Annotated in this window: 27 protein-coding genes; 14 read left to right on the top strand and 13 right to left on the bottom strand. The window is 73.0% G+C overall.

Annotated elements, in window-relative coordinates:
* Nucleotides 1-25: 25 nt before the first annotated feature.
* The 9 genes from JOD95_RS14900 to JOD95_RS17015 all read right to left on the bottom strand — a co-directional run bounded on the left by JOD95_RS14900 (nt 26) and on the right by JOD95_RS17015 (nt 5,454).
* The gene (locus JOD95_RS14900) at nt 26-439 is read right to left on the bottom strand and encodes an MFS transporter permease (protein WP_209685812.1); all 414 of its coding nucleotides are present in this window, start codon (nt 437-439) and stop codon (nt 26-28) included.
* Entirely contained in the window at nt 436-1,605 is a 1,170-nt protein-coding gene (locus JOD95_RS14895; RefSeq protein WP_209685810.1) for an Asp23/Gls24 family envelope stress response protein, read from the bottom strand. Before JOD95_RS14895 ends, JOD95_RS14900 begins: the two co-directional genes overlap by 4 nt.
* A gap of 65 nt (nt 1,606-1,670) precedes the next feature.
* Nucleotides 1,671-1,841, bottom strand: coding sequence for a CsbD family protein (locus JOD95_RS14890; RefSeq protein WP_066656081.1), 171 nt, complete (start codon nt 1,839-1,841; stop codon nt 1,671-1,673).
* 129 nt (nt 1,842-1,970) lie between these two features.
* Complete coding sequence (locus tag JOD95_RS14885) at nt 1,971-2,534, bottom strand: hypothetical protein (RefSeq protein ID WP_209685808.1); 564 nt, start codon at nt 2,532-2,534, stop codon at nt 1,971-1,973.
* Nucleotides 2,531-3,106, bottom strand: a complete 576-nt coding sequence (locus JOD95_RS14880; RefSeq protein ID WP_066653411.1) for a DUF6286 domain-containing protein — start codon at nt 3,104-3,106, stop codon at nt 2,531-2,533. The genes JOD95_RS14885 and JOD95_RS14880 overlap by 4 nt, the downstream gene beginning before the upstream one ends.
* Before the next feature lie 12 nt (nt 3,107-3,118).
* Nucleotides 3,119-3,451, bottom strand: a complete 333-nt coding sequence (locus JOD95_RS14875) for a hypothetical protein (RefSeq protein ID WP_209685806.1) — start codon at nt 3,449-3,451, stop codon at nt 3,119-3,121.
* The gene (locus tag JOD95_RS14870; protein WP_066656066.1) at nt 3,448-3,639 is read right to left on the bottom strand and encodes a DUF2273 domain-containing protein; all 192 of its coding nucleotides are present in this window, start codon (nt 3,637-3,639) and stop codon (nt 3,448-3,450) included. Before JOD95_RS14870 ends, JOD95_RS14875 begins: the two co-directional genes overlap by 4 nt.
* A complete protein-coding gene (locus JOD95_RS14865) occupies nt 3,632-4,096 on the bottom strand; it encodes an Asp23/Gls24 family envelope stress response protein (RefSeq protein ID WP_209685804.1) in 465 nt (154 codons plus the stop codon). Before JOD95_RS14865 ends, JOD95_RS14870 begins: the two co-directional genes overlap by 8 nt.
* Before the next feature lie 164 nt (nt 4,097-4,260).
* Nucleotides 4,261-5,454 (bottom strand): AraC family transcriptional regulator, encoded by a 1,194-nt coding sequence (locus JOD95_RS17015; RefSeq protein WP_209685802.1) that lies wholly within the window; start codon nt 5,452-5,454, stop codon nt 4,261-4,263.
* A 284-nt stretch (nt 5,455-5,738) separates the two neighbouring features.
* Between JOD95_RS17015 and JOD95_RS14855 the strand changes: the two genes are divergently transcribed.
* The 4 genes from JOD95_RS14855 (at nt 5,739) to pgi (ending at nt 10,431) form a co-directional block, all read left to right on the top strand.
* The gene (locus JOD95_RS14855; RefSeq protein WP_209685800.1) at nt 5,739-6,041 is read left to right on the top strand and encodes a metal-sensitive transcriptional regulator; all 303 of its coding nucleotides are present in this window, start codon (nt 5,739-5,741) and stop codon (nt 6,039-6,041) included.
* A 30-nt stretch (nt 6,042-6,071) separates the two neighbouring features.
* A complete protein-coding gene (locus tag JOD95_RS14850; protein WP_209685798.1) occupies nt 6,072-6,290 on the top strand; it encodes a heavy-metal-associated domain-containing protein in 219 nt (72 codons plus the stop codon).
* Nucleotides 6,287-8,578 carry a cation-translocating P-type ATPase gene (locus JOD95_RS14845; RefSeq protein WP_209685796.1) on the top strand — a complete coding sequence of 764 codons (2,292 nt, stop codon included), beginning with the start codon at nt 6,287-6,289 and terminating at the stop codon, nt 8,576-8,578. Before JOD95_RS14850 ends, JOD95_RS14845 begins: the two co-directional genes overlap by 4 nt.
* 143 nt (nt 8,579-8,721) lie before the next feature.
* Complete coding sequence (gene pgi, locus JOD95_RS14840) at nt 8,722-10,431, top strand: glucose-6-phosphate isomerase (RefSeq protein WP_209685794.1); 1,710 nt, start codon at nt 8,722-8,724, stop codon at nt 10,429-10,431.
* 187 nt (nt 10,432-10,618) lie between these two features.
* On the opposite strand, the gene JOD95_RS14835 is transcribed toward pgi, so the two are convergent.
* Nucleotides 10,619-11,524, bottom strand: a complete 906-nt coding sequence (locus JOD95_RS14835) for a LysM peptidoglycan-binding domain-containing protein (RefSeq protein ID WP_209685792.1) — start codon at nt 11,522-11,524, stop codon at nt 10,619-10,621.
* A gap of 110 nt (nt 11,525-11,634) precedes the next feature.
* Here JOD95_RS14835 and JOD95_RS14830 point away from each other — a divergent pair, with 110 nt between their 5' ends.
* The 3 genes from JOD95_RS14830 to JOD95_RS14820 all read left to right on the top strand — a co-directional run bounded on the left by JOD95_RS14830 (nt 11,635) and on the right by JOD95_RS14820 (nt 14,552).
* Nucleotides 11,635-12,144: a hypothetical protein gene (locus tag JOD95_RS14830; protein ID WP_066656042.1), complete on the top strand. Its 510-nt coding sequence runs from the start codon at nt 11,635-11,637 to the stop codon at nt 12,142-12,144.
* A gap of 133 nt (nt 12,145-12,277) precedes the next feature.
* Nucleotides 12,278-13,735: a sugar porter family MFS transporter gene (locus tag JOD95_RS14825; protein ID WP_209685790.1), complete on the top strand. Its 1,458-nt coding sequence runs from the start codon at nt 12,278-12,280 to the stop codon at nt 13,733-13,735.
* A 112-nt stretch (nt 13,736-13,847) separates the two neighbouring features.
* Nucleotides 13,848-14,552 carry a DUF4396 domain-containing protein gene (locus JOD95_RS14820; protein ID WP_209685788.1) on the top strand — a complete coding sequence of 235 codons (705 nt, stop codon included), beginning with the start codon at nt 13,848-13,850 and terminating at the stop codon, nt 14,550-14,552.
* An 81-nt stretch (nt 14,553-14,633) separates the two neighbouring features.
* Here the strand turns inward: JOD95_RS14820 and JOD95_RS14815 are convergent, their stop codons facing one another.
* Genes JOD95_RS14815 through JOD95_RS14805 form a run of 3 tightly spaced genes read right to left on the bottom strand, consistent with a single transcriptional unit; the run spans nt 14,634 to nt 16,560 of the window.
* On the bottom strand, nt 14,634-15,608 hold the full coding sequence (locus tag JOD95_RS14815) for a zinc-binding dehydrogenase (protein WP_209685960.1): 975 nt from the start codon (nt 15,606-15,608) through the stop codon (nt 14,634-14,636).
* Nucleotides 15,609-15,635: 27 nt separating this feature from the next.
* Nucleotides 15,636-16,058 carry an organic hydroperoxide resistance protein gene (locus JOD95_RS14810; protein ID WP_066656027.1) on the bottom strand — a complete coding sequence of 141 codons (423 nt, stop codon included), beginning with the start codon at nt 16,056-16,058 and terminating at the stop codon, nt 15,636-15,638.
* A gap of 25 nt (nt 16,059-16,083) precedes the next feature.
* Nucleotides 16,084-16,560: a MarR family winged helix-turn-helix transcriptional regulator gene (locus tag JOD95_RS14805; protein ID WP_200884109.1), complete on the bottom strand. Its 477-nt coding sequence runs from the start codon at nt 16,558-16,560 to the stop codon at nt 16,084-16,086.
* A 101-nt stretch (nt 16,561-16,661) separates the two neighbouring features.
* On the opposite strand from JOD95_RS14805, the gene mvk reads away from it, so the two are divergent.
* From mvk to JOD95_RS14770, 7 genes are all read left to right on the top strand, one after another.
* Nucleotides 16,662-17,651 carry a mevalonate kinase gene (gene mvk, locus JOD95_RS14800; RefSeq protein WP_209685786.1) on the top strand — a complete coding sequence of 330 codons (990 nt, stop codon included), beginning with the start codon at nt 16,662-16,664 and terminating at the stop codon, nt 17,649-17,651.
* Nucleotides 17,651-18,658, top strand: coding sequence for a diphosphomevalonate decarboxylase (mvaD, locus tag JOD95_RS14795; protein WP_245172473.1), 1,008 nt, complete (start codon nt 17,651-17,653; stop codon nt 18,656-18,658). Before mvk ends, mvaD begins: the two co-directional genes overlap by 1 nt.
* The gene (locus tag JOD95_RS14790; protein ID WP_209685782.1) at nt 18,655-19,734 is read left to right on the top strand and encodes a phosphomevalonate kinase; all 1,080 of its coding nucleotides are present in this window, start codon (nt 18,655-18,657) and stop codon (nt 19,732-19,734) included. Before mvaD ends, JOD95_RS14790 begins: the two co-directional genes overlap by 4 nt.
* Complete coding sequence (locus tag JOD95_RS14785) at nt 19,731-20,795, top strand: hydroxymethylglutaryl-CoA reductase (RefSeq protein WP_066656017.1); 1,065 nt, start codon at nt 19,731-19,733, stop codon at nt 20,793-20,795. Before JOD95_RS14790 ends, JOD95_RS14785 begins: the two co-directional genes overlap by 4 nt.
* Complete coding sequence (locus tag JOD95_RS14780) at nt 20,792-21,982, top strand: hydroxymethylglutaryl-CoA synthase (RefSeq protein ID WP_209685780.1); 1,191 nt, start codon at nt 20,792-20,794, stop codon at nt 21,980-21,982. Before JOD95_RS14785 ends, JOD95_RS14780 begins: the two co-directional genes overlap by 4 nt.
* Before the next feature lie 104 nt (nt 21,983-22,086).
* Nucleotides 22,087-22,470 carry an ATP-dependent DNA ligase gene (locus JOD95_RS14775; RefSeq protein WP_066656011.1) on the top strand — a complete coding sequence of 128 codons (384 nt, stop codon included), beginning with the start codon at nt 22,087-22,089 and terminating at the stop codon, nt 22,468-22,470.
* Nucleotides 22,471-22,605: 135 nt separating this feature from the next.
* A complete protein-coding gene (locus JOD95_RS14770) occupies nt 22,606-22,773 on the top strand; it encodes a hypothetical protein (RefSeq protein ID WP_209685778.1) in 168 nt (55 codons plus the stop codon).
* The last annotated feature ends 35 nt before the right edge of the window (nt 22,774-22,808 follow it).

Genomic DNA, 22,808 nt, shown 5'->3' with positions numbered 1-22,808 from the left:
GGTCGTCGGTCGGGCGGGCGGACCGTCAGCCGGTGAAGCGCTGCCAGAGCTCGGTGATGATCGGCCACACGTCGCCCGCGCGGTCCGCCGAGGCGATGGCGATCGTCACCACGGGGTAGGCCGTGACCGCGAGGCTGACCAGGACCGCGAGGACGACGGCGAACACCGACGTGACCGTGTGCCGTCGCGTCAGCGCCCAGAGCAGCAGGGCGAGGACCACCACCAGGCCGAGCACGGTGACGAGGGCGATCCGGACGAACGGGAACGGCACGAGCCCCGCCGTGGTGGCGGTCACGCCGCCGAGGAACCCGACGAGCGGCAGGTACCCGCCGAGGGCCACGGCGAGCACCAGCACGATGCCGATGCCCGACGTGGTCCAGACGCCGCGCGGGCGAGGACGCCGGGCGGTGGTGCCCCGGCGTCCCGCCCACGCGGTCATCGCTGTGCCTCGCCGTCGCCGCTGCCGCTGCGGTGGGCGGCGGCCTGGTCGTGGCGGGCGTCGGCCTCGTCGCGGACGACGTCCGCGGCGTGCTCGATGCGGTCGGCCGCCTCGTCCAGCGCGTCGGCGACCTGCTCGTCCGCGGCGGGTGCGCTCTCCACCGACGGCTCGTCGGCGTCGGTGCTGCCCTCGCGACGTGCACCGTCCGCTGCGTCCTGCGTCGCGGTCACCGCGTCCTGCGTCGCGGTCGCTGCGGAGTCGGCGGCGTCCGAGGCCGCTGCGCCCGCGTCGGCCGCGGCGTCGGTCGCTGCCGAGGCAGCACCGGAGGCACGGTCGCGGACCTCCTGCGAGGCGTCCGCCGCGGCGTCCTTCGCCGCGCTGACGGCCTGCTTCGCCGCGTCGCCGGCGTCGGAGGACTTCTCCGCGGCACGCTCCGCCGCGTCGGATGCGGTCTCGCGCGCCGTGTCGACGGCGTCGGCCGCCTTCGCCCGCGCGGTGTCCACGGCGTCGGACGCCCGCTCGCGCAGGTCCCCCGCGGTCTCCCGTGCCCGGTCGACGGCGTCGCCGGCGGCGTCGCGTGCGCGACCGGCGGCCTCGCGCGCGGCACCCGCCGCGTCCTGCGCGGCGTCCCGTGCACGCTCGGCGACCTCGGCGGCACCGCCGCGGACGTCCTCCGCGGCACCCGAGACGGCCTCCTTCGTGCGGTCCACCGCATCGCCCACGGCCTCCCGGGCCCGGTCGACGGGGGTCGGCTCGTCGTCGAAGGGTCCGTGCACGTCGAGCACGCGGACGTCGACCGTGGTGGGCTGTCCGGCGCCGAGCTGCGACACCGCGGCGGCCACCTGGCGGCGGACCTCCTCGGCGACCTCGCGGACCGGCTGCGGGTAGCTGATGACGACGGACACGGTCACGTCGAGCGTGCCGTCGTTGTCGTCGACCTGCACCCCGGGCGCTCCGGCGGTGCGGCCGAGCTGCGAGCGGACGCGGTCGGCGGCGCGGGCGACGAGCCCGCCCAGGTGGTGGACGCCCGGCACGCCGAGCGCCGTCTCCGCCGCGGTGCGGGCGGCGACCACCAGGGGCCCGGCATCCTCGGGGAGCGGGGTGGTCAGCTCGGGCGGCAGGTCGACCTCGGTGATCTGCGTCCGGGCGTTCGGATCGTGCTGCATGGCTTCCTCCTCTGTGAACAGGACGGCCGTCGCTCCCCTCGGGGAGCGACGGCCGTGGTCCGCTGTTACTTGAAGACGTCCTTGACGTCCTCGCCGGTCTGCTTGGCGCTCGCAGCGGCCTGGTCCTTCTTGCCCTCTGCGACCTTCTCGTCGTTGTTCGTCGCGTTGCCGAAGGCCTCCTTGGCCTTGCCGGTCAGGTCCTGTGCGGCGTTCTTGATCTTGTCGTCGAGTCCCATGGTGGGTTCCCTTCTCGCTCGTGGGCTGGTGCCCGGTGGTGACGGTCGGGAGGCTCGGTCTGCCTCGTCCGACCGGGTTGCGGTGGTGCTGGTGGTGCGTTCATGTCCGGCGTCGTCCGCCGGGTGGCGTCACTGGACGCGGGTGGTGCGTGCCAGTGCGGTGCGGGTGCCGCCGGTGAGGTGGACCAGGACCGGGATCTGTCGGCCGAGGGTCTGGTCGAGGGTGGTCAGGGCGTGGTCGACGGCGTCGAGGACGGTGACCGCGTCGCCGCCGCGGCGGACGTGGACCCGGATGCGTGCGGCGCGGGTCTTCTTGACCAGGTACGTGTCGACCTTCGCGGCGACGATGTCGTGGACACCGGTGAGTTCGTGGTCGATGACGTCCCGCACGAGGGCGACGTTCACGGTGACCTGGTCCTCGCCGGAGCGTTCCCGGACCGCGACGCTGGTGCCGCCGCCACCGCGAGTGAACACCACGATCACGGCGAGGACGATGACCACCGCGCAGACCGCGGCGATGATCCACAGCGCCTGGTCGGGCACGGTGACCTGCTGCGGCAGGGTCAGGTACGGCTGGAGGGCGTCGCGGACGGGTTGCAGGACCCCGGCGCCGATGGTGACACCGACGATGATGCTGACCAGGCCGATCAGGAGCAGCAGGACCCGGTTGACGCCGCGGTTGGTGGTGGTCATGCCAGGGTTCCCTTCTGTTCCACGGTGACCTGCACCGACGAGCCGTGCTTGCCGCCGAGGCGACCGAGCCGGTCCCCGACGGCGTGCTCGACGGCGCTGGCGTCGACGGGGATGCCGGACAGGGGCACCACGTGCACCTGGGTGCGGTGCCCACGCGCGGACGCGGTCGTGTTGGCTTCCGGGACGCCTGCTGCGTGGGCGGCGGCGTTCGCGGCGGTGGAGGCCAGGATGCGGGTGTCGATCACGACCGCACCGCGGTCACGGTCGATCCCGGACCGGGGCTGCCGGCCGGGCTTGAGGGCCAGCACGACCAGGACGATGCCGAGGATCACCAGGGCGGCGGCGATGACCTCGATGATGGTGGTGAACGCGGCGTCGGGCGTGAGGGCGGTGTCGACCACGGTCTGCGGGTCCGCCAGCAGCGGCTGCTGCCCGATGGCCTTCAGGACCGCTTCGGTGCCGATCCACGCCGCGACCAGTGCGACGACGACCAGGGTGATCGCGACCGCGGTGGACCGGGACCGGTGGATGCTGCGACGACGCAGCCGCTTCTCGAGCTGTTCGGTGCTCATGTGCTCTGTCTCCTACCGGACCCGGCCCTCGTGCGCACGCACGATCCCGGTCAGTTCGATGTGGGTCCGACCCACCCGCCGGCCGGAGAGTTCCCCGACGCGGGAGCGGATCGTGTCAGCAGCCGACGACGCCGCGGAGACGACGTCCCCGCCGGCGGCGATCGGGCCGGTGACCTCCAGCGCGAGCGCGCCGTCGTGGTCGTCCAACCCGACCCGGAGCCGCTTCGCGGGAGCGCCCAGACGCTCCGCTGCGACGGCCCGGGCCAGCGCCGTCAGCGCCCGGGCGGTGATCTCGACCCGGCCCGGGACCGCGCTCGCCGGGAGGCTCCCCGGGCCAGCGCTCACCGGGAGCTCCGGCGTCCGGTCAGCACGTCGGTCAAGGCGCCGCGGTCGATCTTCCCGGTCGTGATCGCGGCCACGAGGGCACCGACCAGACCGAACACGATCACCAGGACGAAGCCCCAGAACCCGAACTGCAGTGCCACGACGGCGAGGATGGCGCCGATCAGCGCGCCGACGAGTGTGTTACTCAACGCGGGACTCCTTCTTGTCGTCGTTGTCGTCGTCATCACCCGGGATGAAGACGTCCTGGACGGTCACGTTCACCTCGGCGACCTCCATGCCGACGATCTGCTCCAGCGCACGGGCGACCGACGAACGGACACCGTCAGCGACCTGCTGCAGCGACACCGGGTACTCCGCGACGATCACGACGTCCGCGGCGACCTGCTTCTCGCCGACCTCGACCTTGACGCCCTGACCGTGGTCACGCTGCCCGATCGCGTCACGGATCGCGCCGATCGCACGGGCAGCGCCGCCGCCCAGCGAGTGCACGCCGTTGACCTCACGAGCGGCGATGCCGGCGACCTTCGACACGACGGTGTCGTCGATCGTGGTCTTGCCCGCAGTACCCGAACCGTTCTGGCCGGCCGAGCGCGACGCCGCCGAAGCGGTCGCCGGAGTGGTCGAGGTGGTGGTGGTGTCAGCCATTGGTGTCTCCCTTCGAGGACCCGCCGGGACTCGTTCCCAGCGGTTGCTGTTCACGGATGAGACGGGCTGACACCGAGATTCGTCACACGGGTCCGGTGTGATTCAGCGCTCTTCCAGGGGAAGCGCCAGAACGCCGGTTCTCCGTGTACCCCGACGGCGGAGGGTCAGCCGGTGCCGCCGATACCGGCCCCGGTGTTGCGCGACGCAGCGTCCCGCACGGAGCGCACGTACGCCATGGGCGACAGTCCGCACTCCTGTCGGAAGAGCTGCTGCAACCGGCGGGGACGCACCCCCGCAGCGTCCGCGATCTCGTCGACGGTCAGGTCGCCGTCGGCGTGCTCGACGATGTGCGCGACGGCACGTCGGACCCGCCAGGACGTCCGGCCGGAGTCGGGTCGCGCGGCCCGTGAGCCACGCAGGGTCGCCGCGGGGTCCTCGCCGAAGCGCTCCCGGTAGGCCGCGGCGAAACGGCCGGGGTTGGTGAAGCCCCACCGTCGGGCGACCGGTGTCACGCCCTCGTCGCCGGCGGCGCGCAGCAGTTCACGACGGACGCAGTCGAGCCGGTGGTCGCGCATGAACCGGTTCGGTGTGGTGCCGAGCGTCCGCGCGAAGACGTCCTGCAGGCCGCGCTGGCTCAGTCCGCACGCGGCCGCGATCTCGGGGACGGACGGTCGGTCCTGTGCGTGTGCCTCGATGTGGCGGATCGCGTCGCGCAGCCGGTTCGCGACCGGGACGTCCTGGCCCCGGTTGCGGATCGGGAAGGTGTCGAGGACGACCACCGCGAGCCGCCGGTTCAGGGCCGTGCGCATCGGACCGACCACGCGGTCGTCGAGCAGCGCCGGCGCGAGGTCCTGCACCAGGCGGCGGAGCGGCTCGCGCCGGGCGATCGCCTCGTCCTGCTGGTCGAACAGCAGGGGGCCGTCCGGCAGGCGGTAGCCGAGCTCCGCGCCGACCGACCGGAGGAACGGGTCCGACACGTGCAGGCCGTTGTAGACGGTGTCGGCGGACTCGAACCGGTACGCCTCGGACGCCGAGGCGATGTAGGGGCTCCCCGGTTCGATCACCCGCGTCCGGTCCGCGAAGTGCATCTCGAGGCGTCCGCGGGTGAGCCAGAACACGACGTGGTCGTTGCGCGGGCCGATCACGCCACCGCGCCGTCCACCCTCGGCGCGCATGGTGCGGAGCGTGACGTCGTCGTCGCCGACGATCGTGTACTCGTACCGGGTGCCCTCGGCGACGTAGGTCTCGGTACCGAGGTCGCGGCCGTTGTACTCGGCCGAGAAGATCCGGCCGTAGTCGGTGCCGTCGCTCTCGGTGAACCGCAGGCGGCGGTAACCGTTCGTCGACGAGGTGCTCACCCGCGCATCATGCCAGCACTGTCCGGGATGCGCGCTTCCGCGTCCCGGGTGGGCGCTGCCGGACGGGAGGCCCGTGGCGGCCGCGACACGAGCCTCCCGTCCGGTGGGTACCGGTTCGATCCGCGCCACGGCGGGGATCCGTCGGCGCACGCCGACCCTTGCCTGCAGTCACGAGCGATCCCGCCCCTCAATGACGAATTCTCAGACAACTCTGCGCCTCCCGAGGGATCGACGAGCACGAAATACCCCAGGGGGGTACCCTGTTGGGGGGGATGGAGGTCAGGATGCCAGCAGCACCGCACGCACACGTCGGGTACATCGAGGACAAGGACGACCTGCTCAAGCGGCTGCGCCGCGCGGAGGGGCAGGTCCGCGGGATCGCGCGCATGATCGAGGACGAGACGTACTGCATCGACGTGCTGACCCAGATCTCCGCGGCGAACCGGGCGCTCGAACGGGTCGCCCTGTCGTTGCTCGAGGACCACCTGCGCCACTGCGTCGCCGAGGCCGTGGCCGAGGGCGGCGACGCTGCCGACGCGAAGGTCCGCGAGGCGAGCGACGCCATCGCCCGACTCGTCCGTTCCTGACCCCACCGCACCACACACCGAGGAGGACCCATGACCACCGAGACCGTCGCCGTGACCGGGATGACCTGCGAGCACTGCGTGGCGAGCGTGACCGAGGAGGTCTCCGAGCTCGCCGGCGTGACCGACGTCGCCGTGGACCTCGTGCCCGGCGGGTCGTCGTCCGTCACCGTCACGTCCGACCACCGGATCGACGACCAGGCCCTCCGCGGCGCGATCGCGGAGGCGGGGTACGAGGTCGTGTCCCGGTGAGCGAGGGCGTCGTCGAGCTCGACATCACGGGGATGACCTGCGCCTCGTGCGCGAACCGCGTCGAGCGGAAGCTCGGCAAGCTGCCGGGCGTCTCCGCGACCGTGAACTACGCGACCGAGCAGGCGCAGGTGTCGGTGACCGACCCGGACACGGTCGACACCGCAGCGCTCGTCGCGGCGGTCGAGGCCGCCGGGTACGGGGCGACCGTCCACGTGCGGCAGCCGACTCCGGGCTCTGCCGACGACGTCGACGACGCCACCGGCCCCGACGCCGCGACCGCGCCCCTGCGGCAGCGGCTCGTCGTCTCCGCCGTGCTGGCGCTGCCCGTGGTCCTGCTCTCGATGGTGCCGGTCCTGCAGTTCCCGAACTGGCAGTGGGCTGCCCTGGCACTGGCGGCACCGGTCGCCGTCTGGGGAGCGCTGCCGTTCCACCGTGCCGCGTGGGTGAACGCCCGACACGGCGCCGCGACCATGGACACCCTGGTCAGCCTCGGCGTCGTCGCCGCGTTCGGCTGGTCGCTGTACGCACTGTTCCTCGGCGACGCCGGTGCCCCCGGCATGCACATGACCTTCTCGTGGTTCGCCACGGACCCCGAGGCGAGCGACCTCTACCTCGAGGTGGCCGCGGCCGTGACGGTCTTCATCCTGGCCGGCCGGTACATGGAGGCCCGGGCGAAGCAGCGGTCCGGGGCGGCGCTGCGCGCGCTGCTCGAGCTCGGCGCGAAGGACGCGTCGGTGCTCCGCGACGGGCCGTCCGGTCCCGTCGAGACCCGTGTGCCCGCCGCGTCGCTCGTCGTCGGTGACGTCGTCGTCGTCCGACCGGGGGAGCGGATCCCGAGCGACGGCATCGTGCGCGAGGGCTCGTCGGCCGTCGACCTCAGCATGCTCACCGGCGAGTCGGTCCCGGTCGAGGTGCGACCCGGCGACCGCGTGACCGGCGCGACCATCGACGTCGGTGGTCGGCTCGTGGTCGAGGTCACCGCCGTCGGTGCCGACACCGAGCTCGCCCGGATGGGACGCCTCGTCGAGGACGCCCAGACCGGTAAGGCCGCGGTGCAGCGACTCGCCGACCGGGTCTCCGCCGTGTTCGTACCCGTCGTGATCGGCCTCGCCGTGGTCGCGTTCGTCGGGTGGCTCGTCGCCGGCGGGTCCCTGACCGCTGCCGTCACCGCCGCGGTCGCGACGCTCGTCATCGCCTGCCCGTGCGCCCTCGGGCTCGCGACGCCCACCGCGCTGCTCGTCGGCACGGGTCGTGGCTCGCAGCTCGGCATCCTGATCGGCGGCCCCCAGGCGCTCGAACGCACCCGCGCCGTGGACACGATCGTGCTCGACAAGACCGGCACCGTGACGACCGGGGAGATGCGCCTGACGGCGGTCCTGCCGGTCGACGGCGCACCAGACGCCGACGGACCGCTGCTCGCGGTGGCGGCGGCGGTCGAGGACGGTTCCGAGCACCCGGTGGCGCGTGCGGTCGTCCGGGCCGCGCGGGACCGCGCACTCGACGTCCCGGTCGCGGAGCAGTTCGCCGCGACGCCGGGCGCGGGCGTGCAGGCCGTGGTCGACGGCGAGGTGGTGGTCGTCGGCACCGCCCGGTGGCTGGCGGAGGCGTGGGCCCTGCCGGTGGACGAGGCGCTGGCCGTGCAGGTCGCCGCTGCCGAGTCGGACGGCGGGACCGCGGTCCTCGTCGGCCGGGGCGGCTCGGTGCTCGGCGCCGTCGTCATCGGCGACACGGTGAAGCCCGAGGCGCCGGAGGCCGTCCGGCGGTTCGTCGCGCTCGGCCTGCGCCCGGTGCTGCTCACCGGGGACAACGAGGGCGCCGCGCGCGCCGTCGCGGCCCGCGTCGGCATCGACGAGGTGCACGCCCGGGCGACCCCGGCCTCGAAGCTCGAGACCGTCCGGCGACTGCAGGCCGAGGGGCGGACGGTCGCGATGGTCGGCGACGGGGTCAACGACGCGGCGGCGCTCGCGGCGGCGGACCTCGGCATCGCGATGGGGGCCGGCACCGACGCGGCGATCGCCGCGAGCGACATCACCGTCGTGAGCGGTCGGCTCACCGTCGTGGCGGACGCGGTCCGGCTGTCCCGGGCGACGCTCCGCACGATCCGCGGCAACCTGTTCTGGGCCTTCGCCTACAACGTCGCGGCGATCCCGCTCGCGATGGCGGGCCTGCTGAACCCGGTGCTCGCGGGTGCGGCGATGGCGTTCTCGTCCGTCTTCGTGGTGACGAACAGCCTGCGCCTGCGTCGCTTCCGGGCCACCGCCGGAGCGCCGACGGTCCCGACGACGTGACCGGCGGGGCGGACGTGCGCGGTGCCTCCCGTGCGACTGTGCACGCCACCTGCCGGAGCGCACTACGCTCGGACGTGGTCCGCGACGCAGCGCTGCGGTGACCCGCGGTCCAGTACGTCCAGAAGGTACCCAGGAGGACCGAAGTGACCGAATCCGCTCCCGTCGACCCCACATCGACCGACGGCTGGAAGAAGCTCGCCGGCATCGCCGACGGATTCACCCCCGACCTGCGCGGTTGGTTCGACAGCGACCCCGGTCGCGCCGATCGCTACACGTTCCAGGCCGCCGACCTGACCGTCGACCTGTCGAAGGGCCTCGTCGACGACGAGATCCTCGCCGCCCTGCTCCAGGTCGCGAAGGACACCGGCGTCGCCGAGCGCTTCGAGGCGATGCTCGCCGGCGAGCACATCAACGTGACCGAGGACCGCGCCGTCCTGCACACGGCGCTCCGCCGTCCGCGGGGCACTGAGCCGGCGCTCGTGGTCGACGGCCAGGACGTCGACGCCGACGTGCACGCCACGCTCGACAAGGTCTACGCCTTCGCCGAGCAGGTGCGCGACGGCTCGTGGACCGGTGTCACCGGCAAGCGCATCGAGACCGTCGTCAACATCGGCATCGGTGGCTCCGACCTCGGCCCGGTCATGGTCTACGAGGCGCTCAAGCCGTACGTGCAGGAGGGCCTCGAGGCCCGCTTCGTCTCGAACATCGACCCCGCCGACATCTACGAGAAGACCGTCGACCTCGACCCGGAGACCACGCTCTTCATCGTCGCGTCGAAGACCTTCGGCACGCTCGAGACCCTGACCAACGCCCGTCTCGCCCGCCAGTGGCTGTGGGAGCGCCTCGGCCTGACCGACGCGTCGGACGACGAGAAGTCGAACGCCGTCGCCAAGCACTTCGTCGCCGTCTCGACCGCGCTCGACAAGGTCGCCGCGTTCGGCATCGATCCCGAGAACGCCTTCGGCTTCTGGGACTGGGTGGGCGGCCGCTACTCGGTCGACTCGGCCATCGGCACCTCGGTGGTCATCGCGATCGGCAAGGAGAACTGGGAGCAGTTCCTCGCCGGGTTCCACGCCGTCGACGAGCACGTCCGCACCACGCCGCTCGAGCAGAACGTCCCCGTCCTCATGGGCCTGCTCAACGTCTGGTACACGAACTTCCTCGGTGCGCAGAGCCACGCGGTCCTGCCGTACACGCAGTACCTGCACCGCTTCGCCGCGTACCTGCAGCAGCTCACGATGGAGTCGAACGGCAAGCGCGTCCGCTGGGACGGCTCGCCCGTCACGACGGACACCGGCGAGGTCTTCTGGGGCGAGCCGGGCACCAACGGCCAGCACGCGTTCTACCAGCTCATCCACCAGGGCACCCGCCTGATCCCGGCGGACTTCATCACCGTCGCGAAGCCGGCGCGTCCGCTCAAGGACGAGTCGGGCGACGGCAAGGCCGTGCAGCCGGGCCAGGACGTCCACGCGCTGTTCCTGGCGAACTTCTTCGCGCAGACCAAGGCGCTCGCGTTCGGCAAGACCGCCGACGAGGTCCGCGCCGAGGGCACCACCGACGAGGGCATCGTCGCGGCCCGCACCTTCACGGGCAACAAGCCGTCGACGTCGATCCTCGCGCCGGAGCTCACCCCGAGCGTGCTCGGTCAGCTCATCGCCCTCTACGAGCACATCGTGTTCACCGAGGGCACCATCTGGGGCATCGACTCGTTCGACCAGTGGGGTGTCGAGCTCGGCAAGCAGCTCGCGCTGCAGATCGCCCCGGCGGTCGACGGCGACCAGGACGCGCTCGCGTCGCAGGACTCCTCGACGAAGGCGCTCATCGCCAAGTACCTGGAGCTGCGCGGCGAGTAGCCCACGCACCTGACGACGGACGGGAGGCGCGGTGCCAGCTGGCACCGCGCCTCCCGTCCGGTGCGTGGTCGCGCTTGCCGCGGGGCGGCCTCGGCCCCGAGACTCGGCCCCGCGGACACCTTCGCGGCTCGCGAGCCGCGAACACGTCCGCCTGCGCGAGACTCGGCGGGCGTGCGACCAGCCGGCGTCAGCGCGCGAGCGGGTCGAGGTTGAGGGTCGTCCCCTCGTACAGGTACTGGTCGTCGCCGAACACCTGCACGTCGGCGTTCAACCAGACGAGCGCCTTCACGCTGATGCCGAAGCGTGCCGCGACGTCGCCGATCAGGTCGTCCGGCGCGACCGTGTAGGAGCGCGGCGCACCGGACGCCGTCGTCGCCGTGACCGGACCGGAGGCGTTCGACCGTGCTCCGCCGTCGACCGGGTGCACGTTCGTCTGCCGCTCGGGCACCGACCAACGCACCGGCGCGACCGCGAGCACCTTGCCGGCCGCGATCTCGATCGGCAGGTCGGCCTGGCCGGGGTCGGCCGCCGAGGACACCACGAGCGTCACGAGCCCCGACGGGTCGACACCCGAGCCGTCGAGCGGCACGTCCTTCGCGACCGGCGCGGGGGTCGGACCGCCGAGCACGGTGTCGCCCACGCCGGGGTAGGTCAGGCCGTCGCCCACCGTCCGCTCGCGTTCGAAGAACCCGGCCCCGATCGGGACGGGCAGCGACGAGGTCACGCCGCTGAACTGCGCGGTGAAGGTGTCGTCGCCGTCCGCCACGACGCGGTAGTGGAAGTGGATGCTGCCCTTCGGTGAGGCGACGTCGCCCTCGGCCAGCACCGTCCCGGCCGGGATCGGGGTGAGCACGGGGTCGGGGACGGCAGCCTCGGACGCGACCGGGCTGGGCGCGCGCGGGGTCGCCGAGGCCTCGAGCCGGGCGGCGTCCGGGTCCTCGGTCGCCGTCGGCGACGGGGTGGACGTCCGGCTCGCCGTCGGCGGGACCGAGGGCGCCGGGAGCGCTCCGTCGGACCCGCCGAGCAGCGAGCAACCGGACAGCGCGACGGCGACGACCAGAGCGGTGGCACCGGTCGCAACGGTTCGGTTCATGATTCCCCCTCGGGTCGAGATGCTACCGGCGGACCCGGCGCGGCAGGGAGCGGCGGCGAGCGGATGTGTCGAGGGACGTAGCTGTCGGCGCGAGCGGCTACCGTCGAGGCATGGACCGCCACGACATCCTCGCCGCCGCAGCCGCCGCCCACGCCGCTCGCATCGCCGAGGCGGGCGGCGACGACACGGCCGCCCGGCAGCGCGCCGCCGCCGTCGAGGGGCGCGAGCACGGGACGGACGATGCTTCGGCCGACGCCGTCCGCGCGGTCCAGCGCCGGCGTGCAGGAGAGGTCGAGCGGGCCGCTGAGCGCACCGAGGGCGCCCTCTCCGACTGGCACCGGATGGGCACCCGTCGCGGGGTCACACCGGACGAGCAGCTCCGGAGCGCCTGGACGGTCACCGGGGTCCCGGAGTCCGGCGCCGCACGCGCACTGGCGAACGTCCTGCTGTCCACCGCCGGGCACGCGGGTCGGGTGGCGGACGCGGCTCGGCGCAACCCGGCGCTCGGCGGGGCCGCGAGTGCAGCGGCCCGACGGACCGTCCGCCGCTACACCGACCACGGGGCCGGCATGGCCTCGCTCGGCGACGTGCTCGGCGACGGTCCGGCCGACTCCGACTGAGCAGCACCGGCCTCCGCCGACCGGTCGGAGGATCGGCCGGCCGCACGGGTGAGCGGTCGGGTCGACGGGACACGGAACGGGACACGATCGCCGCGCGCACCGTCGCGGGGTCCCCCGACGAAGGAGCCACGCAATGGTCGACACCGCGCCGACAGCACCGAAGGTCGCTCTCCCCCCGGTGGGGGAGGGCCCCCACCGCCGCCGTCTCGGTGTCCTGGCCCTCGTCGCGACCCTCGGCGGCCTCCTCTTCGGCTACGACACCGGTGTGATCAACGGGGCGCTGCTCCCGATGCAGCAGGAGCTCGGCCTGACGGACCTGACCGTGGGCGTCGTCACGAGCTCGCTGCTCTTCGGCGCTGCGGTCGGTGCGGTGCTCGGCGGTCGGATCGCGGACGGCTGGGGACGTCGGAGGACGATCGTCCTGCTCGCCGTGGCCTTCTTCGTCGGCACGCTGACCTGCGTCCTCGCCCCGACGTTCGGGGTCATGGTCGTCGGCCGGGTCCTGCTCGGGCTCGCGGTCGGTGGGGCGTCGACCGTCGTGCCCGTCTTCCTCGCCGAGCTCGCACCGTACGAGATCCGTGGATCGCTGTCGGGCCGCAACGAGCTCATGATCGTGATCGGCCAGCTCGCCGCCTTCGTGGTGAACGCCGTCATCGGCACCCTCTGGGGCGAGGGCGACGGCGTCTGGCGCGTCATGCTCGCCGTCTGCGCCCTGCCTGCGGTGGCGCTCTTCGTCGGCATGCTGCGCGTGCCGGAGTCGCCGCGGTGGCTCGCGTCGAGGGGCCGGTACGGCGAGGCCCGCGCGGTGCTCGTGCAGGTCCGCTCCGAGGAGCGCGCCACCGCCGAACTCGAGGAGATCGAGCGCGCGAACGAGCGCGAGGCGGAGGCCCGGCACGGCGGCGGGTGGCGCACGCTGCTCGGCAGCGGGTGGCTGGTGCGGATCGTGCTCGTCGGGTCCGGCATCGGTGTCGCGCAGCAGCTCACCGGCATCAACTCGATCATGTACTACGGGCAGACCGTCCTGGTCGAGTCCGGCTTCCAGGAGTCGGCGGCCCTCATCGCGAACATCGCTCCCGGGGTCATCGCGGTGGTCGGCGGGGTGGTCGCCCTCGCCAACATGGAGCGCATCGACCGCCGCACGACGCTCGTCATCGGGTACTCGCTGACGACGGTGTGCCACTTCCTGATCGGCATCGCGTCGATGACCCTGGTCGAGGGCAACCCCGCTCGACCCTGGGTGATCCTGGTCCTCGTCGTCGCGTTCGTCGGCTCGATGCAGACGTTCCTCAACATCGCGACGTGGGTGATCCTGTCGGAGATCTTCCCCACGCAGATCCGCGCGCTCGGCATGGGCATCGCCGTGTTCTGCCTCTGGACCGCGAACGCGTTCCTCGGGCTGACCTTCCCCACGATCGTCGCGGCGACCGGCATCACCGGCACCTTCTTCGGGTTCGCCGTGGTCGGCGTCCTGGCCCTGCTCTTCATCCGGAGGTTCGTGCCGGAGAGCCGGGGCCGCACCCTGGAGGAGGTCGAGCAGGGGCTCCCCACCCGTGACGTCTCCGCCGTCGCCGCGGAACAGGCGCAGCGGTAGCCCGCGCTGCCACGCGGACCGATGCCGGGGGACGCCTGCTCGACCGGGGCTCCGGCACGGGTGTGTACGGTGCACCGTTGTCGGGCGACAACGATCACGGGAGGCGCACGCGATGACCGAACTGCAGGTGGGCGACCTGCCGACGACGCTGACCGCGGTCTGCGCGGTGCTCCTCGTGGTGGCGGTCGGCTGCGCGCTCGTCGTCGCGGTCGACGTCGTCCGGCACCCACCGCACATGCGGGTGATGGCGCTCGTCTGGCCGCTGACGATGCTCTTCGGCAGCGTGGTGTGGCTGGTCTTCTACCTCCGCCGGGGCCGTGCGACGGTGGGCGGTCACGGCCGGTGGGCGGGCACCGCGATCGACACGAGCCACTGCGGCGCCGGGTGTGCGCTCGGTGACCTCGTCGGCGAGTTCGGGCTCGTCGCCTTCCCGGCCCTCGGCACCCTCGTCGGGCTCGGCACGCTCTACCAGGACCGCATGTTCGCCGGGTGGATCATCGACTTCGTCATCGCGTTCGTCGTCGGCATCGCGTTCCAGTACGCGGCGATCGCGCCGATGCGCGGGCTCGGCTGGCGGGACGGGCTCGTCGCCGCGCTCAAGGCCGACACCCTCAGCATCACCGCGTGGCAGGTCGGTATGTACGGCGCGATGGCGGTGCTGCAGTTCGCGCTGCTGCCGGCGGTGCTCGGTGGCCGCGTCGGCGTGCTGACACCCGAGTTCTGGGTCGCGATGCAGGTCGCGATGGTCGCCGGGTTCGTCTGCTCGTACCCGATGAACGCGCTCCTGGTGCGGAAGGGGCTGAAGGAGGCGATGTGACCTCCGGCGCACACCGCGACGGACGGGAGGCGCGGTGCCAGCTGGCACCGCGCCTCCCGTCCGTCCCGGGGTGTTGGACCGCTACGGGCGCAGCAGCACCTTGCCGACACGGCCGGCGGTGTCGCTGGCACGCGCCGCGTCGCGGGCGTCCTCGAACACGAAGGTCTCGGAGACGGGGAGCGTCAGCGATCCGTCGAGCACGCGGGTGATGAGCTCGCCGAAGAGCTGGCCCTTGAGCTCGGCCGGCATGGTCCTGCTGACGACGGCGCCCCAGAACCCCTTGACGGTGAGCTGGCCGAAGATGACCTTGCCGGACGGGATCTCGAGCGTCGGCGACGCCATGGCGCCGAAGACGACGAGCGTGCCGTTCTCGCCCATGACCGAGGCGATGTCGCCCGCGGCCTTCCCGCCGACGGACTCGACGCCCGCGATGATCGGGGCACCGCCGGTGAGCTCGCGGACCTGGTCCTGCCAGCCCTCGGAGTCCGTGGCGACGATGCGGTCGATGCCCTGCTCCCGCAGTTCCTCGACGCCCTCGGCGCGACGGACCAGACCGATCACGTTGATGCCGCGGGCCTTGCCGAGCTGCGCGACCATGCGGCCGACGGCGCCGTTCGCGGCGTTCTGGATGATCCAGTCGCCCTCGTGCAGGTCGAGCGAGTGCAGCAGGCTGATCGCGCTGAACGGCATCGAGACGAGCTGCGCGGCGGACTCGTCGGGCATGGCGTCCGGCACGGGGACGAGCCCGGCGGCGTCGGCGACGTAGTACTCGGCCCAGACGCCGAAGGTGCCGCCCGCGACGCGCTGGCCGACCTGCAGGCGGTCGACGCCCTCGCCCAGGGCCTCGACGACGCCGAGCGCCTCGGTGCCGCTGGCCGCGGGGAGCTCGGGCTTGAACCCGTAGGTGCCGCGGATCGTCCACAGGTCGTGGTTGTGGATGGGGGAGAGCACCGTGCGGACGAGCACCTGGCCGGGGCCGGGCTGCGGGACGGGGCGCTCGGCGACGGTCAGGACGTCGGCCGGCTCGCCGAAGGTCTCGTGGACGACGGCACGCATGGTGGTGGGGGTGGTGTCGGTCATGGGTCAGTCCTCCGAGACGACGATGGTGACGTCGATGTTGCCGCGGGTGGCGTTCGAGTACGGGCAGACCTGGTGCGCGGCGTCCGCGAGGGCCTGGGCCTGGTCGTGCTCCAGGCCGGGGATGACGACCTCGAGCATGACGGCGAGCTGGTAGCCGCCCTGGCCGTTCGGGCCGATGGAGACGCGGCCACCGACGGTCGAGTCGGTGATCTTCACCTTCTGCGCGCGGGCGACGCCCTGCAGCGCGGAGTGGAAGCACGCGGCGTAGCCGGCTGCGAAGAGCTGCTCGGGGTTGGCGCCGTTGCCGGAGCCACCCATCTCCTTCGGGATGGCGAGGTCGTGCTCGACGCGGCCGTCGCTGGTGGCGACGTGGCCGTTGCGGCCCTCGCCGGTGGCGAGCGCCTCGGCGGTGTAGAGGACGTCCATGGGGGTCCTTCCTTCCTTCGTGGGGTCAGTCGTCCGACGCTGTGGGGGCGTCGGTGGTCGTGGTGGCGGTGTCGTCGGCCGCGGCGTGCATGGTCGCCGTCAGGCGCTGGAGCGTCGCGATGAGCTCGAGGGCGGCCTGCTCGTCGGACAGGCCCATGCCCGCGGCGATGCGCGCGGGGACGTGGGCGAGCTCGGGGCGGATCGAGCGACCGCGGTCGCCGAGCGTGACGGTCACGACGCGCTCGTCGGTGCTGCGGCGCTCGCGGCGGACCAGGTCGGCCCGCTCCATGCGCCGGAGCAGCGGCGACAGGGTGCCGGAGTCGAGCTGCAGGTGCTCGCCGAGCGTGGAGACGGTCTGGTCGCCCTCGATCCACAGGGTCACGAGGACGAGGTACTGGGGGTACGTCAGTCCCCAGGGTTCCAGCAGTGCGCGGTACGCCTGGGTGGTCGCCCGGGACGCCGCGTAGAGCGAGAAGCACACCATCTCGTCGGTCACCGGCATGCCCACCAGTGTGGCACGCAACTCAGTTGTGCACAACCAGGTTGTTCACAGGTGGGCACGGGCGGTCGCGCGCACGGCCGGTTAGGCTGACCTGAGCCACGATGACCAGCAACGACACCGACAGCACCGCGACCCCGGGAGCAGGACCCAGCCTCCGCACCGGGTCAGCGTCGTCCCACGGCAAGACGATCCTGATCGGCGAGCACGCCGTGGTGTACGGCGTACCCGCGCTCGTGCTCCCCGTGCTCGACGTGCGGGTGACCGCGACGGTGACCCCGGTGGCGCCCGGCGACGGCAGCCGGCTCGAGTCGACCGTGCACAACGGCCCCCTCGACACCGCACCGGCGGCCGTGCTGCCGACGGTGACCGCCGTGACCGCGACGCTCCGGCACCTCGGCGCCGAGGAGCAGCACGTGCACGTCCGGGTCGACAGTGCCGTGCCGACCGCCCGGGGCATGGGTTCGAGCGCCGCCGTCGCCGCCGCCGTGACCGCCGCCGTGGCCGACGTCTTCGGTCGGACCCTCGACCCCGAGGAGCACCACGAACTCGTGCAGGAGTGCGAGCGCGTCGCCCACGGCCGCCCCTCCGGACTCGATGCCCGAGGGGTCGTCGCCGAGGTGCCCGTGTGGTTCGAGGGCGGCGTGGTCGAGCCCGTCCCGCTCGGCGCGGTGTTCACCTTCGTCGTCGCGGACACCGGTGTCCCGGGGCACACGCGCGAGGCAGTCGCGGCCGTCCGGGAACGGCACGACGCCGACCCCGCCACGGTCGACGGCGTCGTCGACGCCATCGGCGCCCTCGCGCGACGCGCACGGGGGACACTCGAGGATGGCGATGCCCAGGCCCTCGGTGCCACGATGGACGCCGCGCACGAACTGCTCACCGAACTCGACGTGTCGAGCGCGGACCTCGACCGGCTCGTCGACGCCGCACGCCGTGCGGACGCCCTCGGCGCGAAGCTCACCGGCGGTGGGCGCGGCGGATGCGTCCTCGCGCTCGTCGCGGACGGGGAGCACGCCGACCGCGTGTCCGCCGCACTCCGTGCCGCGGGCGCGACGGAGACCTGGACCACCACGATCGGAGCCCGCGCTTGATGACCGCCACCGCCGTCGCGCACCCCAACATCGCGCTCGTGAAGTACTGGGGCAAGGCCGACGCGCAACTCGCCCTGCCCGCCACCGGCAGCGTGTCGATGGGCCTCGACGTCTTCCCGACCACGACGACCGTGACGCTCGACGCCGCGGCGGACGCCGACTCGCTCGTGCTCAACGGCGGCGCGGCCCCCGAGGGTGCGGTGCTCCGCGTGCAGCAGTTCCTCGACCTCGTGCGCGAGCTCGCCGGGTCGTCCGACCGCGCGGCCGTCGTCTCCGAGAACACCGTGCCGACCGGCGCCGGGCTGGCCTCCAGCGCGTCCGGCTTCGCGGCCCTCGCGACCGCGGCGTCGGCGGCCTACGGGCTCGACCTGTCCGAGCGCGACCTCTCCCGGCTCGCCCGACGCGGTTCGGGGTCCGCCACGCGCTCGATCCCCGGCGGTGTCGCGGTCTGGCACGCCGGCGACGACCAGGGCTCCTACGCCGAGCGCGTCCCCGCCCCGCCGATGGCCATGGTCGTGGTGACGATCTCCGCCGGCGAGAAGGCGATCGGCTCGCGTGAGGCGATGCGCCGGACGATCGCGACCTCGCCGTTCTACCCGGCGTGGGTGACGTCGACGACCGAGACCGTGGGGGAGATGCTCGACGCCTGCGCCGCCGGTGACTTCACCCGGATCGGGGAGCTCACCGAGAGCAACGCGCTCCGCATGCACGCGACGATCGAGGGCGCCTTCCCGCCCATCCGGTACCTGAACGCCCGCAGCGTCGCCGTGTTCGATGCCGTCGCCGAGCTCCGTGCCGCCGGGACCGAGGCGTACGCGACCGCCGACGCCGGCCCGAACGTCGTGGTGCTCACGAAGCCCGAGGACCGCGGTGCCGTCGCCACGGCGCTCGCCGGTCTGGGAGACGTCATCGAGTCGGGCACCGGACCAGGCGCACGGGTCGTCCGCTCCGAAGGGACGGAGGCACCCGGAGTGGGTGCCGTCCGACCGGAGGAGACCGCCGAGTGATCGAGTTCCGCGCCCACGGCAAGCTGTTCGTCGCGGGCGAGTACGCCGTCGTCGAGCCCGGGCAGCCATCCGTGCTCATCGCCCTCGACCGGGCCATCACCGCCCGGGTGCGCGAGGGCCACGGTTCCGGGAGCGTGCACTCCGAGGAGTACGGGCACCTCCCGCTGACGTGGACCCGCGACGAGGACGGCCTGGCGCTGGACCGCGAGCACCACCCCTACGACTACGTCATGGCGACGATCGACCTGGTCGAGAAGCTCCGGGCCGAGCGTGGGATCGCACCACGGTTCCACGACCTGCGCATCGAGAGCCAGCTCGACGACGCCAGCGGTCGGAAGTTCGGACTCGGATCCTCGGCCGCGGTCACCGTCGCCACGGTCGGCGCACTCGACCGGTTCTACGGCATCGGGCTCTCGCAGCGGGACCGCTTCCGGGTCGCGCTGCTCGCGACCGTCCGGGTCAACCCGCGCGCGTCCGGCGGCGACCTCGCCGCGAGCACCTTCGGCGGCTGGCTCCGCTACAGCGCACCGGACCGCGAGCGCCTGGTGGCCATGCTCGACCGCCGCTCCGTGACCGCGATCCTCGACGACACCGACGCCTGGACCGGCTTCGACGTGCAGCGCCTGCCCGCGCCGGCGGACCTCGAACTCCTCGTCGGCTGGACGGGCTCGCCGGCGTCGACGACGAAGCTCGTCAGCGTGGTCCGGAAGCACCGCAACGGCGGGTACCAGGCGTTCCTCGACGACAGCCGCGCCTGCGTCGACGACCTGACCACGGGCCTCCGGACCGGCGACGCGGCGATGACGCTCGACGCCCTGCGGCGCGCCCGCGTGCTCATGCAGCGCCTCGGCGCGTCCGTCGGCTCGCAGATCGAGACCGAGCGGCTCGCGACCCTGTGCGACGTCGTCGAGTCGGCCGGCGGGGCGGCGAAGCCGTCCGGTGCCGGCGGCGGCGACTGCGGCATCGCGCTCGTCCCGGCGGACACCGACCTCGCCGGCATCCACCGCGCCTGGGAGGCGCACGACATCAGACACCTCAGCGTCGCGGTGCAAGCGCCCGAAGGGAGCGTCGAATGACCGACCTGCTGACCCCGATCCCCACGAAGTGGGTGGGGCCGATCCGCGTGAGCGGCAACGCCGTCGAGGGCGAGCACGAGGTGCCCCTCGCCACGTACGAGTCGCCGCTGTGGCCGTCCGTCGGTCGCGGTGCCCGCATCTCGCGCATGGTCGAGGGCGGCATCGTCGCGACCGTCGTCGACGAGCGCATGACCCGCTCGGTCGTCGTGAAGGCCGACAGCGCCGCCGCTGCGCACATCGCGGCAGGCCGCATCCTCGCGCGCCAGGACGAACTCGAGCAGATCGTCGCCGGGCAGAGCCGCTTCGCGAAGCTCATCGAGGTGCACCCCGAGATCGTCGGCGACCTGCTGTTCCTGCGCTTCGCGTTCACCACGGGCGACGCCTCCGGCCACAACATGGTGACGCAGGCGGCGGACAAGCTCCTGCCCGCGATCCTCGCGTGGGAGCCGGGCCTGCGCTACGTCAGCGTCTCGGGCAACTTCTGCACGGACAAGAAGGCCACCGCGGTGAACGGCATCCGCGGTCGCGGCCGGAACACGATCGCCGAGATCGTGATCCCGGGGGAGATCGTCGAGAAGCGGCTGCGGTCGAGCGCTGCGCGGATCGCGGAGCTCAACGTGGCGAAGAACCTGGTCGGCTCGACCATCGCCGGGGCCCTGCGCTCCGCGAACGCGCACTACGCGAACATGCTCCTCGGCTTCTACCTGGCCACCGGGCAGGACGCCGCCAACATCGTCGAGGGCTCGCAGGGCATCACCTACGCCGAGGCCCGCGGTGACGACCTCTACTTCTCCACGGCGCTGCCGCACCTCATCGTCGGCACGGTCGGCAACGGCAAGGGCGGGGACCTGCCCGTCGTCGAGGACGCCCTGGTGCGCCTCGGCTGCCGCGAGGACCGGGAGCCCGGTGCCAACGCCCGCCGCCTGGCCGCCCTGTGCGCGGCGACGGTGCTCTGCGGTGAGCTGTCCCTGCTCGCCGCCCAGACCAACCCGGGCGAGCTGATGGCGGCGCACGTCGCCATGGAACGTCGCGGGTCGAAGCCCGCAGGAGGTGCAGCATGAGCGCCCAGCAGCGCGACGCACGGCAGCCGCTGTCCGTCGGCATCCACGACATCGCGATCGCGACCGGCCACCACGTGCTCGAGCTCGACGACCTGGCCGAACGGCTCGGCGTCGACCCGGCGAAGTACCACGTCGGCATCGGGCAGGACGCGTTCAGCGTGCCCGCGCCCGACGAGGACATCGTCACCATGGGTGCCGCCGCCGCGAAGGAGGTCATCGACCGCCACGGCGTCGAGGGCATCCGCACGGTGCTGTTCGCGACCGAGTCGGGCGTCGACCAGTCCAAGGCCGCCGGTGTCTACGTGCACGGGCTCCTCGGCCTCCCGCAGAACGTCCGCGTGGTCGAGCTGAAGCAGGCCTGCTACGGCGGGACCGCGGCCGTGCAGCTCGCCCTGGGCATCATCGCGCGCGCACCCCACGAGCGGGTCCTCGTCATCGCCGCCGACGTCGCCCGGTACGACGTCGACACCGCCGCCGAGCCCACCCAGGGCGCCGGGGCCGCCGCGATCCTGGTGTCCGCGGACCCCGACCTCATCGAGATCGAGCCCGCCGCGGGCGTCTTCACCGCCGACGTCGACGACTTCTGGCGACCGAACGACCGCTCGACGGCGCTCGTCGACGGCCGGCTGTCGGTCAGCGCGTACGTCGACGCGTTCGTCGGGGCGTGGGACGACCTGGCGTCGCAGGGCGGCCCGGCGTACGAGGACATCGTGCGCTTCGTCCACCACCAGCCGTTCACGAAGATGGCGCTCAAGGCGCACCGGAAGCTCACGCAGCACGTCGGGGTGCCCTTCGACGAGTCCGAGCTCGCGATCGGCTTCACCTACAACAAGCAGACCGGCAACACCTACACGGCGTCGCTCTGGATCGGCCTCGCGGCGCTGCTCGACCTCGACGACGACCTGGGCGGCGAGCGGATCGCCCTGTTCAGCTACGGCTCGGGCAGCGTCGGGGAGCTCATCACCGGGATCGTCCGGCCCGACTACCGCTCCCACCGCCGCGAGGGCCGGGTCCGCGCACTGCTCGCGGCGCGCACCCCGCTGACGGTCGACGCGTACCGGGAGCTGCACGCTGCCGGTGCCGCCACGAGCGAGGACGTCGAGCGGCCCCGCGTCACGGCTGCGCCGTACCGCTTCGCGGGTGTACGCGGCGGTGCGCGGCACTACGAGGCGACCGCGCAGGACTGACGCGACCCCACGACGGACGGGAGGCGCGGTGCCGGCCGGCACCGCGCCTCCCGTCCGGCCCCGCACCCGTCCCTCGCTCGCCGGCACGGTGTAGAAGGATCCTCATGGGTCAGATCGTCTACGACGGTGAGGTGCTCGACCTGCGGGTCGACGACCGCGCGCTCACGCACCTGCAGATCGTCATCGTGAACATGCTGCGGCGCGACCACCGCTTCGTGTTCTCGTGGAAGGACGACGTGCTCCACGGCGACGGGCGCAGCTCCGTCTGGCTGCACCCGAACGTCAGCCTGCGGTTCACCTTCGCGGGCAGCCGGGTGCCCGCGATCAACCGCAGCTGGCTCGAGGAGCTCTACGCGGCGGCGACCTCCGGTGCCGGGCTCGTGCTCGTGCCCGAGCCACCGGACACGAGCACCGCGGCGGACTCCGCGTGGTCCCGGGCGGTCGTCCCGGGGGCGGCGGAGTCCGCGTCCGCCGGCGACACGGAGTAGCACAGCGGCCGAGCCGGGTCAACGGGTTCCGGCCGTCGCGGGCGCCTCCGTAGGGTACGGGTGCCGCTGGACGCACAGTCCCCACGGCCGGCGTCAGGGAGCCGGCCGGCTGCGACCGCGGACGGAGGGAACCGCATGTCCGCGACGGAGGACACGGTCGACGACCGCGCCGGGACGGTCGTCGAGGTGGAGTGTCGACACGAGATCTGGATCAGGGGTCTCCTGGTCGAGCCGGACGGGTGCGCGCTGTACTCGGACTTCTTCGTCGTGCGGGATGCGGAGTCGGTCGCCGTCACCGGGTGACCGTCCCTCGGGTGCCCCGGCCGTCGGTCCCTCGG

This window comes from Curtobacterium sp. 1310, from assembly GCF_017834105.1.
GTDB lineage: Bacteria > Actinomycetota > Actinomycetes > Actinomycetales > Microbacteriaceae > Curtobacterium.
Note: the sequence above shows the minus strand (reverse complement) of the source record. Positions and strands in the feature narration are given on the sequence as shown.

Excerpts from the sequence above, each read along its gene's own strand:
- JOD95_RS14900 (WP_209685812.1), bottom strand. The coding sequence starts at position 439 with ATGACCGCGTGGGCGGGACGCCGGGGCACCACCGCCCGGCGTCCTCGC.
- JOD95_RS14895 (WP_209685810.1), bottom strand. The coding sequence starts at position 1,605 with ATGCAGCACGATCCGAACGCCCGGACGCAGATCACCGAGGTCGACCTG.
- JOD95_RS14890 (WP_066656081.1), bottom strand. The coding sequence starts at position 1,841 with ATGGGACTCGACGACAAGATCAAGAACGCCGCACAGGACCTGACCGGC.
- JOD95_RS14885 (WP_209685808.1), bottom strand. The coding sequence starts at position 2,534 with ATGACCACCACCAACCGCGGCGTCAACCGGGTCCTGCTGCTCCTGATC.
- JOD95_RS14880 (WP_066653411.1), bottom strand. The coding sequence starts at position 3,106 with ATGAGCACCGAACAGCTCGAGAAGCGGCTGCGTCGTCGCAGCATCCAC.
- JOD95_RS14865 (WP_209685804.1), bottom strand. The coding sequence starts at position 4,096 with ATGGCTGACACCACCACCACCTCGACCACTCCGGCGACCGCTTCGGCG.
- JOD95_RS14855 (WP_209685800.1), top strand. The coding sequence starts at position 5,739 with ATGCCAGCAGCACCGCACGCACACGTCGGGTACATCGAGGACAAGGAC.
- JOD95_RS14850 (WP_209685798.1), top strand. The coding sequence starts at position 6,072 with ATGACCACCGAGACCGTCGCCGTGACCGGGATGACCTGCGAGCACTGC.
- JOD95_RS14835 (WP_209685792.1), bottom strand. The coding sequence starts at position 11,524 with ATGAACCGAACCGTTGCGACCGGTGCCACCGCTCTGGTCGTCGCCGTC.
- JOD95_RS14830 (WP_066656042.1), top strand. The coding sequence starts at position 11,635 with ATGGACCGCCACGACATCCTCGCCGCCGCAGCCGCCGCCCACGCCGCT.
- JOD95_RS14825 (WP_209685790.1), top strand. The coding sequence starts at position 12,278 with ATGGTCGACACCGCGCCGACAGCACCGAAGGTCGCTCTCCCCCCGGTG.
- JOD95_RS14820 (WP_209685788.1), top strand. The coding sequence starts at position 13,848 with ATGACCGAACTGCAGGTGGGCGACCTGCCGACGACGCTGACCGCGGTC.
- JOD95_RS14815 (WP_209685960.1), bottom strand. The coding sequence starts at position 15,608 with ATGCGTGCCGTCGTCCACGAGACCTTCGGCGAGCCGGCCGACGTCCTG.
- JOD95_RS14810 (WP_066656027.1), bottom strand. The coding sequence starts at position 16,058 with ATGGACGTCCTCTACACCGCCGAGGCGCTCGCCACCGGCGAGGGCCGC.
- JOD95_RS14805 (WP_200884109.1), bottom strand. The coding sequence starts at position 16,560 with ATGCCGGTGACCGACGAGATGGTGTGCTTCTCGCTCTACGCGGCGTCC.
- mvk (WP_209685786.1), top strand. The coding sequence starts at position 16,662 with ATGACCAGCAACGACACCGACAGCACCGCGACCCCGGGAGCAGGACCC.
- mvaD (WP_245172473.1), top strand. The coding sequence starts at position 17,651 with ATGACCGCCACCGCCGTCGCGCACCCCAACATCGCGCTCGTGAAGTAC.
- JOD95_RS14785 (WP_066656017.1), top strand. The coding sequence starts at position 19,731 with ATGACCGACCTGCTGACCCCGATCCCCACGAAGTGGGTGGGGCCGATC.
- JOD95_RS14780 (WP_209685780.1), top strand. The coding sequence starts at position 20,792 with ATGAGCGCCCAGCAGCGCGACGCACGGCAGCCGCTGTCCGTCGGCATC.
- JOD95_RS14775 (WP_066656011.1), top strand. The coding sequence starts at position 22,087 with ATGGGTCAGATCGTCTACGACGGTGAGGTGCTCGACCTGCGGGTCGAC.
- JOD95_RS14770 (WP_209685778.1), top strand. The coding sequence starts at position 22,606 with ATGTCCGCGACGGAGGACACGGTCGACGACCGCGCCGGGACGGTCGTC.